The organism is Curtobacterium sp. YC1 (assembly GCF_016267665.1).
GTDB lineage: Bacteria > Actinomycetota > Actinomycetes > Actinomycetales > Microbacteriaceae > Curtobacterium.
This window is the reverse complement of sequence record NZ_CP066341.1, coordinates 2,102,558-2,118,038: the sequence shown is the minus strand read 5'-3', so window position 1 is coordinate 2,118,038 and position 15,481 is coordinate 2,102,558. Positions and strand designations below refer to the sequence as shown.

Below are 15,481 nucleotides of genomic sequence, written 5' to 3'. Positions count from 1 at the left end.
GCCGGCGCCGCACTCCAGCACCCGTGTCCCCCCGACACGTGGCTGCAGCGTACCGGAACCGCCGATCCGCCGTGAATGCGCTGTCCGGGCGCTGGTAACTTCGGCTGCGCACCAGCACCAGCACCAGCACCAGCACCACGGTGCGACCCGACGCTCCCCGGCGCACGTGGCACCACCGCACGTGCCCAGCCCACCCGGCGCTCGCCGCCGGACCGACGCGCCCGTCACCCCGGGCGGAACGGAGAACACACCACCCCATGCCTGCCGACCGCACCGAACAGACCCGCTACTCGTTCGTCGTCGCCTCCAACCGCCTCCCGGTGGACCGCGTCGTCGACCAGGACGGCAACGAGGGCTGGCGGCACTCGCCCGGCGGCCTCGTCACCGCCCTCGAACCCGTGATGCGTGCGAACGACGGGGCCTGGGTCGGCTGGGTGGGGCAGCCCGAGGTCGAGGTGGCCCCGTTCGACAACGAGGGCATCCACATCGTCCCCGTGCCGCTCTCCGACGACGACGTCGAGGAGTACTACGAGGGCTTCAGCAACGACACGCTCTGGCCGCTGTACCACGACGTGATCGAGCACCCGAGCTACCACCGCGACTGGTGGAACGCGTACAAGCGCGTGAACGAGCGCTTCGCCGAGCAGATCGCCCAGATCGTCGAGCAGGACGGCATCGTCTGGGTGCAGGACTACCAGCTGCAGCTCGTGCCGGCGCTGCTCCGCGCCAAGCGTCCCGACCTGACGATCGGCTTCTTCAACCACATCCCGTTCCCGCCGGTCGGCATCTACGCGCAGCTGCCGTGGCGCGCGCAGATCCTCGACGGGCTGCTCGGCGCCGACGTCATCGGGTTCCAGCGGCACGACGACGCGAGCGACTTCCTCCGCGCGGTCCGCCACATCAAGGGCTACACCACCAAGGGCACGACGATCGACGTCCCCGTTGACGACCCGGCCGCACCGCGCAGCCGCAAGGGCATCACCGTGCGCCACGTCGAGGCGCGGCACTTCCCGATCTCCATCGACGCCGAGAGCTTCGAGGCGATCGCGCACCGGCCCGAGGTGCAGGAGCGTGCGCGCGAGATCCGCGAGAGCCTCGGCAACCCCAAGACGGTGCTGCTCGGCGTCGACCGGCTCGACTACACCAAGGGCATCCGGCACCGCATCAAGGCCTTCGGTGAGCTCGTCGAGGACGGCCGCATCGCGGTCGAGGACGCCACGCTCATCCAGGTGGCCAGCCCGAGCCGCGAGCGCGTCGACTCGTACGCCGCACTCCGCGACGAGATCGAGCTGAGCGTCGGCCGCATCAACGGCGACCTCGGCGTCATCGGCCACCAGCCCATCTCGTACCTGCACCACGGCTACCCGCGCGAGGAGATGGTCGCGCTCTACCTGGCCGCCGACATCATGCTCGTGACCGCGCTGCGCGACGGCATGAACCTCGTCGCCAAGGAGTACGTCGCCGCGCGGTTCGACAACGACGGCGTGCTCATCCTGTCCGAGTTCGCCGGGGCCGCCGACGAGCTCAAGCAGGCCCTCATCGTCAACCCGCACGACATCGGCGCACTCAAGGACAGCATCGAGCGTGCGATCGAGATGCCGCGCCGCGAGCGCTCCACGCGCATGCGCGCGCTCCGCAAGCGCGTCCGCGACAACGACGTGGCCCGCTGGTCGCGCTCGTTCCTCGAGGCGCTCGACCGGCACGCGCCGCGGAACGCCCAGCTCGACCCGTCCGCCACCGACCCGGCGGACCGGCACCGCGAGGCGCAGACCGACAACATGTCGATCTTCGACCAGGACGCCCAGTCCGCGCGTGCCGCCGAGGACACCCGGGAGGCCCGTGATGCGTGACGAGACCACCACCGGCGACCTCGACCAGGCCCTCGAGACGCTCGCGGCTGCGCCGCGACTGATCGTCGCGCTCGACTTCGACGGCACGCTCGCGCCCTTCGCCGACGACCCGTCGCAGGTCGGCGCGCTGCCCGGCTCGTGGGCGGCGGTGCTGACCCTGCACCGGGCGCGGGACACCGAGGTGGTGCTCGTCTCCGGCCGTCCGCTCGACAGCCTCGCCGCGGTCACGCACGCACCCCAGGAGATGGCGCTGGTCGGGTCGCACGGCGTCGAGTGGCGCGTCGACGGCCACGCCGAGGCCGCGCTCACCGCCGACGAGCTCGAGCGGGTGGCCCGCGTCGGTGCGGCGCTGGACGAGGTCGGCGCCCGGTTCCCCGGCGTGGTGATCGAGCACAAGCCGGCCGGGCACGGGGTGCACACGCGCCGTGTCTCCGCCGAGGTCGCGGCCGAGGCGGACGCGGCGGCGAGCCGTGCGGCGCACGAGGCCGACCCCGAGGTGCTCGAGCGCGGCGGCAAGGACATCGTCGAGTTCGCCGTCCGGCACGTCACGAAGGGCGACGCGATCGCCCGGTTGCGCGAGCTGCACGGCGCGGACGCGGTGTTCTTCGCGGGTGACGACGTCACCGACGAGGACGCCTTCCGTGTGCTCGGCGACGGCGACGTCGGGGTGAAGGTCGGACCGGGGGAGACCCTCGCCGGGTACCGCATCGCCGACCCGGCCGCGCTGACCGGGGTGCTGAAGCAGCTGGCGAGGCTCCGCGCGACGCGCTGACCAGGGCGATCCGCGCCTCCCGACCGCCCTTCACCATGCAGATGCATGTTGTTGCGCGACTGGTATCCCAAAGCGTCCTAGACTCCATCCATGCCTGATATCGACGTCAAGCCGCGCAGCCGGGTCGTCACCGACGGGATCGAAGCAACCACCTCACGTGGCATGCTGCGGGCCGTCGGTATGGGAGACGAGGACTGGAGCAAGCCGCAGATCGGCATCGCGTCCTCGTGGAACGAGATCACGCCCTGCAACCTGTCGCTCGACCGCCTCGCGCAGGGCGCGAAGGAGGGCGTGCACTCCGGTGGCGGGTACCCGCTGCAGTTCGGCACCATCTCCGTCTCCGACGGCATCTCGATGGGCCACGAGGGCATGCACTTCTCGCTCGTCTCGCGTGAGGTCATCGCGGACAGCGTCGAGACCGTCGTGAACGCCGAGCGTCTGGACGGCACCGTCCTGCTCGCCGGGTGCGACAAGTCCCTCCCCGGCATGCTCATGGCTGCCGCGCGACTCGACCTCGCGAGCGTCTTCCTCTACGCGGGCTCGGTCATGCCGGGCTACGTGAAGCAGGCCGACGGCACCATGAAGGAGGTCACGATCATCGACTCCTTCGAGGGCGTCGGGGCCTGCAAGGCGGGCACCATGTCCGAAGAGGAGCTCAAGAAGATCGAGTGCGCCATCGTCCCGGGCGAGGGCGCCTGCGGTGGCATGTACACGGCGAACACGATGGCGAGCGTGGCCGAGGCCCTCGGCATGTCGCTGCCGGGCTCCGCCGCCCCGCCGAGCGCCGACCGTCGCCGCGACTACTACGCGCACCGCTCCGGCGAGGCCGTCGTGAACATGCTCGAGCACGGCATCACCGCACGGCAGATCCTCACCAAGGAGGCCTTCGAGAACGCCATCGCCGTCGCGATGGCCCTCGGCGGCTCGACGAACGTCATCCTGCACCTGCTCGCGATCGCCTACGAGGCCGAGGTCGAGCTGACGCTGGACGACTTCAACCGCATCGGCTCGAAGGTCCCGCACCTCGCCGACATGAAGCCCTTCGGCAAGTACGTCATGGTCGACGTGGACCGCAACGGCGGCATCCCGGTCATCATGAAGGCGCTGCTCGACGCGGGCCTGCTGCACGGCGACTGCCTCACCGTGACGGGCAAGACCGTCGCCGAGAACCTCGCCGAGATCGACCCGCCGGCGCTCGACGGCGAGGTCTTCCGCACCCTCGAGAACCCGATCCACGAGACCGGTGGCCTCACCGTGCTGCAGGGCTCCTTCGCCCCCGAGGGCGCCGTGGTGAAGACCGCGGGCTTCGACGCCTCGGTGTTCGAGGGGCCGGCGCGGGTGTTCGACCGCGAGCGCGCCGCGATGGACGCCCTGACCGAGGGACGCATCGAGAAGGGCGACGTCGTCGTCATCCGCTACGAGGGCCCCAAGGGCGGCCCGGGCATGCGCGAGATGCTCGCGATCACGGCCGCCATCAAGGGCGCGGGCCTCGGCAAGGATGTACTACTCTTGACCGACGGTCGATTCTCAGGCGGCACAACCGGCCTGTGCATCGGCCACATCGCACCGGAAGCAGTGGACGCAGGTCCCGTCGCTTTCGTTCGCGATGGCGACCGCATCCGTGTCGACATCGCGGCTCGCTCGCTCGACCTACTGGTCGACCCGGCCGAGCTGGAGGCCCGCCGTGACGGCTGGGCCCCGCTGCCCCCGCGCTACACCCGCGGAGTCCTCGCGAAGTACGCCAAGCTCGTCAAGTCCGCCGCCCAGGGCGCGGTCACGGGCTAGCGTCCGACACCCGCACCATCGCCACCTCTCCAGGCAAGGACCACCTCATGCCCACGGAAGCAACCCCGTTGTCCGCGGCCGCCGGTGCACGCCGGTCGCCGGAGATCCTGACCGGCTCGGGAGCCGTCCTCCGGACGCTCGAGCACCTCGGGATCACCGACGTCTTCGGCCTGCCGGGCGGCGCCATCATCCCGTTCTACGACGAGCTGATGGCCTCGACGACCATCCGCCACATCCTCGTCCGGCACGAGCAGGGCGCCGGCCACGCCGCCGAGGGCTACGCGTCGTCGTCCGGCAAGGTCGGCGTCGCCATCGCCACGTCCGGCCCCGGCGCGACGAACCTCGTCACCGCGATCGCCGACGCCTACATGGACTCGGTGCCGTTCATCGCGATCACCGGCCAGGTGTTCTCGACGCTGATGGGCACCGACGCGTTCCAGGAAGCCGACATCGTCGGCATCACGATGCCGATCACCAAGCACTCGTTCCTGGTCACCGACCCGGCCGACGTGCCGGCGACCCTGGCCGCGGCGCACCTCATCGCGACCACCGGCCGCCCCGGCCCCGTGCTGGTGGACATCACGAAGGACGCCCAGCAGAAGTCGGCGCCCTACGTGTGGCCGCCGAAGATCGACCTGCCCGGCTACCGCCCGGTCACCAAGGCGCACGGCAAGCAGATCACCGCGGCCGCGCAGCTGCTGTCCGAGGCCGAACGACCCGTGCTGTACGTCGGCGGCGGTGTCGTCCGCTCCGGCGCGAACGCCGAGCTGCTCGCCTTCGCCGAGGCCACCGGCGCCCCGGTCGTGACGACGCTGATGGCCCGCGGCGCGTTCCCCGACTCGCACCCGCAGCACCTCGGCATGCCGGGGATGCACGGCACGGTGCCCGCGGTGCTCGGCCTGCAGGACAGCGACCTCATCATCGCCCTCGGCGCCCGCTTCGACGACCGCGTGACCGGCAAGGCCGACGAGTTCGCTCCGGACGCCAAGGTCGTGCACGTCGACATCGACCCCGCCGAGATCTCGAAGATCCGCTTCGCCGACGTCCCGATCGTGGGCGACGCGCGAGAGGTGCTGGCCGACCTGCTCGACGCCTGGGGCGGCATCGCCCCCGAGGACCGTGCATCGACCGCCGCGTGGTGGGCGAAGCTCGAGCAGCTGAAGACCGACTTCCCGCTCGGGTACGCCGAGCCGACCGACGGGCTCCTCGCCCCGCAGGCGATCATCAAGCGCATCGGCGAGCTCACCGGACCCGAGGCCGTGTACGCCTCGGGCGTCGGACAGCACCAGATGTGGTCCGCGCAGTTCATCAAGTACGAGCGGCCGAACGCCTGGCTCAACTCGGGCGGCGCCGGCACGATGGGCTACTCGATCCCCGCGGCCATGGGCGCCAAGGTCGCCCAGCCGGACCGCGTGGTCTGGGCGATCGACGGTGACGGCTGCTTCCAGATGACGAACCAGGAGCTCGCGACCTGTGTCATCAACGACATCCCGATCAAGGTCGCGATCATCAACAACTCGTCGCTCGGCATGGTGCGGCAGTGGCAGACGCTGTTCTACGACGGCCGCCACTCGTTCACCGACCTCGAGACCGGCCACCAGTCGCGCCGTGTGCCCGACTTCGTGAAGCTCGCCGACGCGTACGGTGCCCTCGGCATCCGCGTCGAGAAGGCCGACGAGGTCGACGCCGCCATCGAGCTCGCCCTCGCGACGAACGACCGTCCCGTGGTCATCGACTTCGTGGTCAGCCGCGACTCGATGGTCTGGCCGATGGTCCCGCAGGGGGTCGGCAACTCCTCGATCGAGTACGCCCGAGCCCTCGCGCCCACCTGGGACGACGAGGAAGCCGACATGACGGGGGAGACCGCATGAGCCACGTCCTTTCCCTCCTGGTCGAGGACAAGCCCGGCCTGCTGACCCGTGTCGCCGGCCTGTTCGCCCGGCGCGGGTTCAACATCGAGTCGCTCGCCGTCGGCAACACCGAGGTGGACGGCCTCAGCCGCATCACCGTCGTGGTCGACGTCGAGGACCTGCCGCTGGAACAGGTGACGAAGCAGCTCAACAAGCTGGTCAACGTCATCAAGATCGTCGAGCTGGACTTCCCGCAGTCCGTGCAGCGCGAGCACATGCTCGTGAAGGTGCGTGTCGACAACCAGACGCGCTCGGCGGTGCTCGAAGCAGTGAACCTGTTCCGTGCCCAGGTCGTCGACGTGGCGACCGACTCCCTGATCGTCGAGGTCACCGGTGACCCCGGCAAGATCCAGGCGATCCTCCGTGTGCTCGAGCCCTACGGCATCAAGGAGCTCGCCCGCGCGGGCCTGCTCGGCATGGGCCGCGGACCGAAGAGCATCACCGACCGGGTGCGTTGAGCACCGCCGCACCCGCACAGACCACCACCAAGGAGAACCAGCACCGTGACTGACATCGTGTACGACGCCGACGCCGACCTGACGCTCATCCAGGGCAAGAAGGTCGCCGTCATCGGCTACGGCTCGCAGGGCCACGCCCACGCCCTCAACCTCCGCGACAGCGGCGTCGAGGTGAAGATCGGCCTCAAGGAGGGCTCGAAGAGCCGGCAGAAGGCGGAGGAGGCGGGCTTCGAGGTCCTCACCCCGGCCGAGGCCACCGCCTGGGCGGACGTCGTCGTCATCCTCGCGCCGGACCAGGTCCAGCGCATCGTGTACGCCGAGGACATCGAGCCGAACCTCAAGCAGGGCGCCACGCTCGTCTTCGGCCACGGCTTCAACATCCGCTTCGGGTACATCCAGGCCCCCGAGGGCGTCGACGTCTCGCTCGTCGCACCGAAGGGCCCCGGTCACACCGTGCGCCGCGAGTACGAGGCCGGCCGCGGTGTGCCGGTCATCGTCGCGGTCGAGGTCGACGCGTCCGGCTCGGCGTGGGACCTCGCGTGGTCCTACTCCAAGGCCATCGGCGGCCTGCGCTCCGGTGGCATCAAGACCACCTTCACCGAGGAGACCGAGACCGACCTGTTCGGCGAGCAGGCCGTCCTGTGCGGTGGCACCTCGCAGCTCATCCAGTACGGCTTCGAGACCCTGGTCGAGGCGGGCTACCAGCCGCAGATCGCGTACTTCGAGGTCCTGCACGAGCTCAAGCTCATCGTGGACCTCATCTGGGAGGGCGGCCTCACCAAGCAGCGCTGGTCGATCTCCGACACCGCCGAGTTCGGTGACTACGTCTCCGGCCCGCGCGTGATCTCGCCCGAGGTCAAGGAGAACATGAAGGCCGTGCTCGCGGACATCCAGAACGGTGCCTTCGCCAAGCGCTTCATCGACGACCAGGACGCCGGCGCCCCCGAGTTCAAGGAACTCCGCGCCAAGGGCGAGGGCCACCCGATCGAGGCCACCGGTCGTGAGCTCCGCGCGCTCTTCGCGTGGAAGCAGAACGACGGCGACTACGTCGACGGCTCGGCCGCGCGGTAGTCTCTGGAGGACCACTCGACTCTCGAGGCGGCGGTGCAGTCCTGCACCGCCGCCTCGCGATGTGACCCGAACGTTATGCAGCAGCTCTCATCCAGTCCCCGCGCGGCCCAGCGGCCGAACTCCGTCCTGCGACGGGTCGGATCCCGACCGACCGTGTCCGTTCCGAGCGTCCGCGGTCACGACCGGTGCGAGCAGCGTGGGAGGATCGTCGGATGGCGGTGACGAAGCGAGCGGTCCACATCGGCGCCGGCAAGATCGGGCGCGGGTTCGTGGGCCAGTTCCTCGTGGCGAGCGGCTTCGAGCTCACCTTCGTCGACGTCGACGACCGGGTGGTCTCCGCCCTCAACGAAGCCGGCCGCTTCGTGGTGCACGAGGTCGGCGAGATGCCGGTCGAGCACCTCGTGCACGGGTTCCGCGCACTCAACAGCAAGACCGACCGCGAGCGCGTCGTGCAGGCCATCGCCGAGGCCGACGTCGTGACCACGGCGGTCGGTGCCCGCACCCTGCCGCTCGTGGCACCGCTCATCGCCGAGGGCCTCGCGGCACGTCCGCTCGAGCGCGGTGACGTGACGATCGTCGCCTGCGAGAACGCGTTCAACGCCACGGACTCCCTGCACGCCAGCATCCGTCGCGCCCCGATCCTCGAGGACCGCGTCATCGCCGCCGTCTTCGCGAACTGCGCCATCGACCGCATCGTGCCGGACCAGTCCGGCGTGCTCGGACAGTCCGGTGGGCTCGACGTCGTGCTCGAGCCGTTCTACGAGTGGGTCATCGAGCGCACCCCGTTCCTCGGCTCCGACGCCGAACCGCCCACGATCGAGGGCGTCACCTGGGTCGACGACCTGCAGCCGTTCGTCGAGCGGAAGCTCTACACGGTCAACACCGCGCACGCCACCGCCGCCTACCACGGCTACGTCCGGGGGATCCGCCTCATCCGCGAGGCCCTCGAGGACGACGCCGTCCGCGCCGAGGTGGACGGTGTGCTCGCCGAGACGACCGCGCTGCTGGTCGCCAAGCACGGCTTCGACCCGGCGGCGCACGCCCGCTACGTCGCCGCGAACCTGTCCCGCATCGCGAACCCGCACCTCCCGGACACCACGGCGCGTGTGGGACGGAACCCGCTCCGCAAGCTCGGCCGCCGCGAGCGGTTCGTGGGGCCGGCGTCGCAGCTCGCCGAGCGCGGCCTGCCCGTCGAGCACCTGCTCGGGTCGGTGCGCGCCGCCCTCGCCTTCGACGACGAGAACGACCCGGAGTCGATCGAGCTGCACGCACTGCTGCGCTCCGGTGCCACCGCGCACGCGCTCACCGAGATCCTCACCGGCCTGATGGAGAGCCACCCGCTCTTCCCGGCCGTCCGCGACGTCGTCGCCCAGGTCCTCGAGTCGCAGCCAGCCGACGCCTGACCGCACCGCTCCGGACCCGCGGTGGTGCCGCGGGGAGCGGGTCCCTCGTAGGATCGAGGGCATGACCACGGCAGCATCCCCACCAGACGGGTCGACCGACCCGGACGTGACGAACGCCGTCGACACCGACGAGGCCGCGCTCAGCTGGGGTGACGCCGACGACGCCACGCACGTCGACGCCGCACACAACCCGGTCGCCGTGCGAGAGCGCGGTGCGCGCGACCCCGAGGCCCCCGAGACCTCCGGCGCGCTCGTCGGCTTCGGCGTCTTCGGCGGCCTGTACCTGCTGTACACGGTGGCCTGGTTGCTCACCGCGTCCACCGCGTACGTCTCCGGCGTCGACTCGGTGCTGACCGTCTTCGTCGAGGTCCTGCGGTTCCTCGCCATCCTCGCGCCGGCACTCTGGTTCACGGTCGTCCTCTGGGCTGCCCGTGGCAGCCGGACGCGCACACGCCTGCTCTGGATGCTCCTCGGTGCCGCCGTGCTGTTCCCCTGGCCGTTCCTCCTCACGCGGAGCTTCGGGTGACCGGCGCGGTGCCGGCGACGACGCGGCGCCCCTCGGCGACCGTCGTGGGTCGGGTCGTCGTCTGGGTCGTGTTCGCCGTGCTCTTCGCCTACATGACGGCCCAGGCCGTCGGGAACCTCGCGCAGATCGCGCAGCGGGTCGAGGCGTTCAACGCCTTCCTCGAGACCACCTCCGGCGGCGACTCGCTGCAGACCAGCACGCCGTGGCTCTGGCTGGTGCTCGACATCCTCATCGCCCCCGTCGCCTTCGTCGTCGCGCTCGTCGTCACCCGACGAGCGAGCCTCCGCGTCACCCTCGCGGTGTTCGTCGTCGCCTTCGCGGGGGCCGGCGCGCTCTGGTTGGACCTCCAGCTGTTCGTGCCGACGCTGCTGGACTTCTGACGCGACCGCCCGCCGGCCTGGAGGCGCGGGTCGGTCCCGCCCCGCGCCTCCCGTCACCGGTACGGCCGGACCGCCGCTGGTGCGTCGGTCCGGGACCGGCGGCGTGGGCTCGGCCCGTGTGGTCCTCGACAGGCCGCCCCGGGCGGTCGTAACCGACCGCCTGCGTCGATAGCATGGTGGGATACCAACCGTCTCGTGTGAGGAAACAGCTGCTGTGTCGAAGCCGGTCGTCCTGATCGCCGAAGAACTCTCGCCCGCCACGGTCGACGCCCTCGGGCCCGACTTCGAGATCCGGAACGTGGACGGCACCGACCGCGCCGCGCTCCTGGACGCGCTGTCCGACGCGCATGCCGTGCTCGTGCGGTCCGCCACCAAGGTCGACGCCGAGGCCATCGCGGCCGCTCCGGAGCTCAAGGTCATCGCCCGTGCCGGCGTCGGCCTCGACAACGTGGACATCAAGGCGGCGACCACCGCAGGCGTGATGGTGGTGAACGCTCCGACGTCGAACATCATCTCGGCGGCGGAACTCACCGTCGGGCACATCCTGTCCCTCGCCCGGCACATCCCGGCCGCGCACGCGTCCCTGGCGGCCGGTGCCTGGAAGCGCTCGTCCTACACGGGCGTCGAGCTCTACGAGAAGACCGTCGGCATCATCGGTCTCGGCCGCATCGGCGCGCTCATCACGCAGCGCCTGCAGGCCTTCGGGGTGTCGGTCATCGCGTACGACCCCTACGTCACGACGGCTCGCGCGCAGCAGCTCGGGGTGGAGCTCGTCTCCCTCGACGACCTGCTGCGGCGCGCGGACTTCGTCACGATCCACATGCCCCGGACGCCGGAGACCCTCGGGATGATCTCCGACGACCAGTTCGCGCTCATGAAGCCGACCGCGTTCGTCGTGAACGTCGCCCGCGGCGGGCTCATCGACGAGGACGCCCTGCACCGGGCGCTCACGGCGAACACGATCGCCGGTGCCGGTCTCGACGTCTTCGTCTCGGAGCCGCCGAAGGACTCGCCGCTCGTGTCCCTGCCGAACGTCGTCGTGACGCCGCACCTCGGTGCCTCCACCGACGAGGCGCAGGAGAAGGCGGGCGTCTCGGTCGCCAAGTCCGTGCGCCTGGCGCTCGGCGGCGAGCTCGTCCCGGACGCCGTGAACGTCGCCGGCGGCGTCATCGACCCCTACGTGCGTCCCGGCATCCCGCTGATCGAGAAGCTCGGCCAGGTGTTCACCGCCCTCGCGACCTCGCCCGTCACGAGCATCGACGTCGAGGTGCGCGGCGAACTCGCCGGGTACGACGCCAGCGTGCTGAAGCTGGCGGCGCTCAAGGGCGTCTTCACCGACGTCGTCAGCGACCAGGTCTCGTACGTCAACGCCCCGCTCATCGCGGAGCAGCGCGGGGTCACCGTCCGGCTCATCACCGAGACGGACAGCCCCGAGTACCGCAACGTCCTGACGATCCGCGGCGCGCAGTCCGACGGCCCTGCGATCAGCGTCTCCGGCACGCTCACCGGCCAGAAGCAGGTCGAGAAGCTCGTCGAGATCAACGGGCACGACGTCGAGGTCCCGCTCGACCGGCACCACGTCGTGATGGAGTACACGGACCGACCCGGCATCGTCGCGGTCTACGGCAAGGAGTTCGGCGAGGCCGGCATCAACATCGCGGCGATGCAGATCTCGCGCGAGGCCGCGGGTGGTCAGGCGCTCAGCGTCCTGACGGTCGACTCGCCCGTCCCCACGGAGATCCTCGAGCACGTCCGGTCGACGATCGACGCGTCGTCCCTCCGCGAGATCGACATCACCCTCTGATGACCGTCCAGACGATCAGGCTCGCGGTCATCCGCGGCGACGGCATCGGCCCGGAGGTCGTCGACGAGGCCCTGAAGGTCCTGCACGCCGTCCTCCCCGACGACCTCGTGGTCCAGGAGACACCGTTCGCACTCGGTGCCGCGCGGTACCTGTCGACCGGGGACATCCTCACCGAGGACGACATGGCCGAGATCGCCGAGCACGACGCGATCCTGCTCGGCGCGGTGGGTGGGGACCCGCGCGACCCGCGGCTCGCCGGCGGCATCATCGAGCGCGGCCTGCTCCTGAAGCTGCGGTTCGCGTTCGACCACTACGTCAACCTCCGCCCGACGAAGGTGCACGCGGCGGTGGCGACCCCGCTTGCCGACCCGGGCGAGGTCGACTTCGTGGTGGTGCGCGAGGGCACCGAGGGGCCCTACGTGGGCAACGGGGGAGCCATCCGCACCGGCACCCCGCAGGAGATCGCGACCGAGGTCTCGCTGAACACGGCCTTCGGGGTCGAGCGGGTCGTCCGGTACGCCTTCGACCTGGCCGACCGGCGCCCTCGCCGGCACCTGACGCTCGTGCACAAGAGCAACGTCCTGGTGCACGCCGGCGCCCTGTGGCAGCGCACCGTCGCGGCCGTCGCCAGCGAGTACCCGGACGTCACGGTCGACTACCAGCACGTCGACGCGGTCACCATCCACATGGTCCGCGACCCCGCGCGCTTCGACGTCATCGTCACCGACAACCTGTTCGGCGACATCATCACCGACCTCGCCGGCGCGATCAGCGGCGGCATCGGGCTGGCGGCCTCGGGCAACGTCAACCCGGACGGCGCCTTCCCCAGCATGTTCGAGCCGGTGCACGGTTCCGCACCGGACATCGCCGGTCAGCAGCTGGCCGACCCCACCGCCGCGATCCTGTCCGTCGCCCTGTTGCTCGACCACCTCGGTCGCAGCGACCTGGCGGCGGCGGTGACGAGCGCGGTGGAGTCCGACCTCGCCGACCGGGGCACCACGCAGCGCAGCACGGCCGCGATCGGCGACGCGATCGCCGCCGCGGCCACGGCACGCACCACCACCGCCTGAGAAGGAGTCCTCCCCATGAGCACCGACACCGACTTCGGACTCGAGTTCGCCAGCACACCGTCCGTCGACCGACGAGCCGCCGCCGAGCGCGAGCAGATCCTCGCCGACCCGGGCTTCGGCAAGCACTTCACCGACCACATGGCGACGGTCGAGTGGACGCTCGACGACGGCTGGCACAGCGCATCGATCCACCCGTACGGCCCGCTGTCCCTCGACCCGAGCGCGAGTGTCCTGCACTACGCGCAGGAGATCTTCGAGGGGCTCAAGGCGTACCGGCACGCGGACGGCTCGGTGTGGTCCTTCCGGCCGGACGCCAACGCGCGACGCTTCCAGCGGTCCGCCCGGCGCCTGGCGCTGCCGGAGCTGCCGGTCGAGGCGTTCGTCGAGTCGATCCGGCAGCTCGTGCGCACCGACGTCGACTGGGTGCCCTCGGCGCCCGAGACCAGCCTGTACCTGCGACCGTTCATGATCGCGACCGAGTCGTTCCTGGGCGTCCGTGCGGCACAGGCGGTGGCCTACCACTGCATCGCGAGCCCGGCCGGTGCGTACTTCACGTCCGGACCGAAGCCGGTCTCGATCTGGCTGTCGACGCAGTACGCGCGGGCCGGCAAGGGCGGGACCGGAGCGGCGAAGACCGGCGGCAACTACGCGTCGTCCCTGTTGCCCCAGCAGGAGGCCTACGAGCACGGGTGCCAGCAGGTGATGTTCCTCGACTCGGTGGAGGGCAAGTACCTCGAGGAGCTCGGCGGCATGAACGTCGTCCTGGTGAAGTCGGACGGCACGCTCGTCACGCCGGACTCCGACTCGATCCTCGAGGGGATCACCCGCGACTCGATCCTGCAGTTGGCGGAGGACCGCGGGCTCACCGTCGAGAAGCGTCGGGTCACCCTCGACGAGTGGCGCGACGGCGTCGCGGACGGCTCGATCACCGAGGCGTTCGCCTGCGGGACGGCCGCCGTGGTGACCCCGATCGCGGAGCTCCGCGGCGAGGGCTTCACCATCGGGTCCCCGACCGTCGGCGCCGGCGAGCTCACGATGTCGCTGCGTGACGAGCTCACCGACATCCAGTACGGCCGTCGTCCCGACCCGCACGGGTGGATGACCAAGCTGACCGACGCGTCCTGATCGACCGGCGAGCGTGGGTAGGGTCGAACGGTGAAGATCGCACGGTTCAGCAGCAAGGGTGAAGACCCCCGGTACGGCATCCTCGACGAGCGGCACCTGGTGGTGCTCGCCGGTGACCCGATGTACCAGGGCTTCGAGACCACGGGGGAGCGGGTCGCGCTCGCGGACGCCAAGCTCCTGGCCCCCGTCATCCCGCGGTCGAAGGTCATCGGCGTCGGCCTCAACTACTCCGAGCACGCGTCCGAGATGGACGAGCGTGCCGGTGACGACCCGGTGGTGTTCCTCAAGCCGAACACCTCGGTCATCGGTCCTGACGAGCCCATCCGGCTGCCGGCCGACATCGGGCGCGTCGACCACGAGGGCGAACTCGCCATCGTGATCGGGTCGCTGGCCAAGAACGTCCGCCGCGAGGACTTCGCGAGCGTCATCCTCGGGTACACGATCGCGAACGACGTCACCGCCCGAGACCTGCAGGCTCGCGACGGACAGTGGACCCGCGCCAAGGGCTTCGACACGTTCTGCCCGCTCGGTCCGGTCATCGAGACCGAGATCGACCCGTCGGACATCCGCATCGAGACCCGGGTGGACGGCGACCTGCGTCAGGCCGCCTCGACGAACGAGATGGTGCACGACATCCCGTCGCTCGTCGAGTTCGTGTCCTCGATCTGGACCCTGCTGCCCGGCGACGTCATCCTGACCGGCACCCCGGCCGGCGTCGGTCAGATCCGCGACGGCGAGATCGTCGAGGTGACGGTCTCGGGCATCGGGTCACTGAAGAACCCCGTCATCGCCAAGCACTGACACGACCGGAGACGGCCCGTTCCCCGTGGGGAGCGGGCCGTTCGCCGTTCCCGGGGGACTGCGTTGAGCGCCTCAGCTGCCCCGAGTACCCCGTGTTCCGCGTGTTTCCGGGGGAGTCGGGGTACGACACGCCCGGGATGTGGGCTGGCTTGGCGCTGGTGTTCACCTCTGCGTAAAGTAATCACTCGTTGCCGCTGAGGCGGAGAACGGAACGGCCGAGACGGTCACAGGGTTGAACCCCTGAGACGCAGTCCGGACGGGGTCCCGCTCAGGCAACCATCCCCCTGAACAGTCGGAGTGATTCGGCGTGTGTTCGGGTGGTGCAAGACGAATGCCTCTCTGGCGATGCTCGTGTTTCGGGCGGAGCGGGGAGTGCGTCTGGTCCTTGAGAACTCAACAGCGTGCACATTGTCAATGCCAATTTTATTGACCTCGTGCCTGGCCTTCGGGCTGGGTTTGAGACAATTCCTTTTGGATTGAAGATTGTCAGTAGACAGTCGACAGTCAGAATCAACTCGCTGACGCT

The 15,481-nt window shown here is 70.2% G+C and carries 13 protein-coding genes; all 13 read left to right on the top strand.

Features of this window, described 5'->3' with window-relative positions:
• The first annotated feature begins 257 nt into the window (after positions 1-257).
• The 13 genes from otsA (at position 258) to I8920_RS09855 (ending at position 14,955) form a co-directional block, all read left to right on the top strand.
• Positions 258-1,850, top strand: coding sequence for an alpha,alpha-trehalose-phosphate synthase (UDP-forming) (gene otsA / locus I8920_RS09915; protein WP_198656199.1), 1,593 nt, complete (start codon positions 258-260; stop codon positions 1,848-1,850).
• Entirely contained in the window at positions 1,843-2,622 is a 780-nt protein-coding gene (gene otsB, locus I8920_RS09910; protein WP_198656198.1) for a trehalose-phosphatase, read from the top strand. Before otsA ends, otsB begins: the two co-directional genes overlap by 8 nt.
• A gap of 90 nt (positions 2,623-2,712) precedes the next feature.
• Entirely contained in the window at positions 2,713-4,407 is a 1,695-nt protein-coding gene (gene ilvD, locus I8920_RS09905; protein WP_198656197.1) for a dihydroxy-acid dehydratase, read from the top strand.
• Between the two features lie 47 nt (positions 4,408-4,454).
• Positions 4,455-6,278, top strand: coding sequence for an acetolactate synthase large subunit (locus tag I8920_RS09900; RefSeq protein WP_198656196.1), 1,824 nt, complete (start codon positions 4,455-4,457; stop codon positions 6,276-6,278).
• The gene (gene ilvN, locus I8920_RS09895) at positions 6,275-6,775 is read left to right on the top strand and encodes an acetolactate synthase small subunit (protein WP_198656195.1); all 501 of its coding nucleotides are present in this window, start codon (positions 6,275-6,277) and stop codon (positions 6,773-6,775) included. The genes I8920_RS09900 and ilvN overlap by 4 nt, the downstream gene beginning before the upstream one ends.
• A gap of 45 nt (positions 6,776-6,820) precedes the next feature.
• Entirely contained in the window at positions 6,821-7,846 is a 1,026-nt protein-coding gene (gene ilvC / locus I8920_RS09890) for a ketol-acid reductoisomerase (protein WP_198656194.1), read from the top strand.
• A 212-nt stretch (positions 7,847-8,058) separates the two neighbouring features.
• Positions 8,059-9,249 carry a mannitol-1-phosphate 5-dehydrogenase gene (locus I8920_RS09885; protein ID WP_198656193.1) on the top strand — a complete coding sequence of 397 codons (1,191 nt, stop codon included), beginning with the start codon at positions 8,059-8,061 and terminating at the stop codon, positions 9,247-9,249.
• A gap of 61 nt (positions 9,250-9,310) precedes the next feature.
• The gene (locus I8920_RS09880) at positions 9,311-9,775 is read left to right on the top strand and encodes a hypothetical protein (RefSeq protein WP_198656192.1); all 465 of its coding nucleotides are present in this window, start codon (positions 9,311-9,313) and stop codon (positions 9,773-9,775) included.
• Entirely contained in the window at positions 9,772-10,155 is a 384-nt protein-coding gene (locus I8920_RS09875; protein WP_198656191.1) for a hypothetical protein, read from the top strand. Before I8920_RS09880 ends, I8920_RS09875 begins: the two co-directional genes overlap by 4 nt.
• Positions 10,156-10,369: 214 nt before the next feature.
• Positions 10,370-11,959, top strand: coding sequence for a phosphoglycerate dehydrogenase (gene serA, locus I8920_RS09870; protein WP_198656190.1), 1,590 nt, complete (start codon positions 10,370-10,372; stop codon positions 11,957-11,959).
• Entirely contained in the window at positions 11,959-13,029 is a 1,071-nt protein-coding gene (locus I8920_RS09865) for a 3-isopropylmalate dehydrogenase (protein WP_198656189.1), read from the top strand. The genes serA and I8920_RS09865 overlap by 1 nt, the downstream gene beginning before the upstream one ends.
• A 15-nt stretch (positions 13,030-13,044) precedes the next feature.
• On the top strand, positions 13,045-14,154 hold the full coding sequence (locus I8920_RS09860; RefSeq protein WP_198656188.1) for a branched-chain amino acid aminotransferase: 1,110 nt from the start codon (positions 13,045-13,047) through the stop codon (positions 14,152-14,154).
• Between the two features lie 30 nt (positions 14,155-14,184).
• Positions 14,185-14,955 (top strand): fumarylacetoacetate hydrolase family protein, encoded by a 771-nt coding sequence (locus tag I8920_RS09855; protein WP_198656187.1) that lies wholly within the window; start codon positions 14,185-14,187, stop codon positions 14,953-14,955.
• Positions 14,956-15,481 lie beyond the last annotated feature (526 nt).

Bases quoted from the DNA above. Each gene is read 5' to 3' on its own strand.
- otsA (WP_198656199.1), top strand. From the start codon at position 258: ATGCCTGCCGACCGCACCGAACAGACCCGCTACTCGTTCGTCGTCGCC.
- otsB (WP_198656198.1), top strand. From the start codon at position 1,843: ATGCGTGACGAGACCACCACCGGCGACCTCGACCAGGCCCTCGAGACG.
- ilvD (WP_198656197.1), top strand. From the start codon at position 2,713: ATGCCTGATATCGACGTCAAGCCGCGCAGCCGGGTCGTCACCGACGGG.
- I8920_RS09900 (WP_198656196.1), top strand. From the start codon at position 4,455: ATGCCCACGGAAGCAACCCCGTTGTCCGCGGCCGCCGGTGCACGCCGG.
- ilvN (WP_198656195.1), top strand. From the start codon at position 6,275: ATGAGCCACGTCCTTTCCCTCCTGGTCGAGGACAAGCCCGGCCTGCTG.
- I8920_RS09885 (WP_198656193.1), top strand. From the start codon at position 8,059: ATGGCGGTGACGAAGCGAGCGGTCCACATCGGCGCCGGCAAGATCGGG.
- I8920_RS09880 (WP_198656192.1), top strand. From the start codon at position 9,311: ATGACCACGGCAGCATCCCCACCAGACGGGTCGACCGACCCGGACGTG.
- I8920_RS09865 (WP_198656189.1), top strand. From the start codon at position 11,959: ATGACCGTCCAGACGATCAGGCTCGCGGTCATCCGCGGCGACGGCATC.
- I8920_RS09860 (WP_198656188.1), top strand. From the start codon at position 13,045: ATGAGCACCGACACCGACTTCGGACTCGAGTTCGCCAGCACACCGTCC.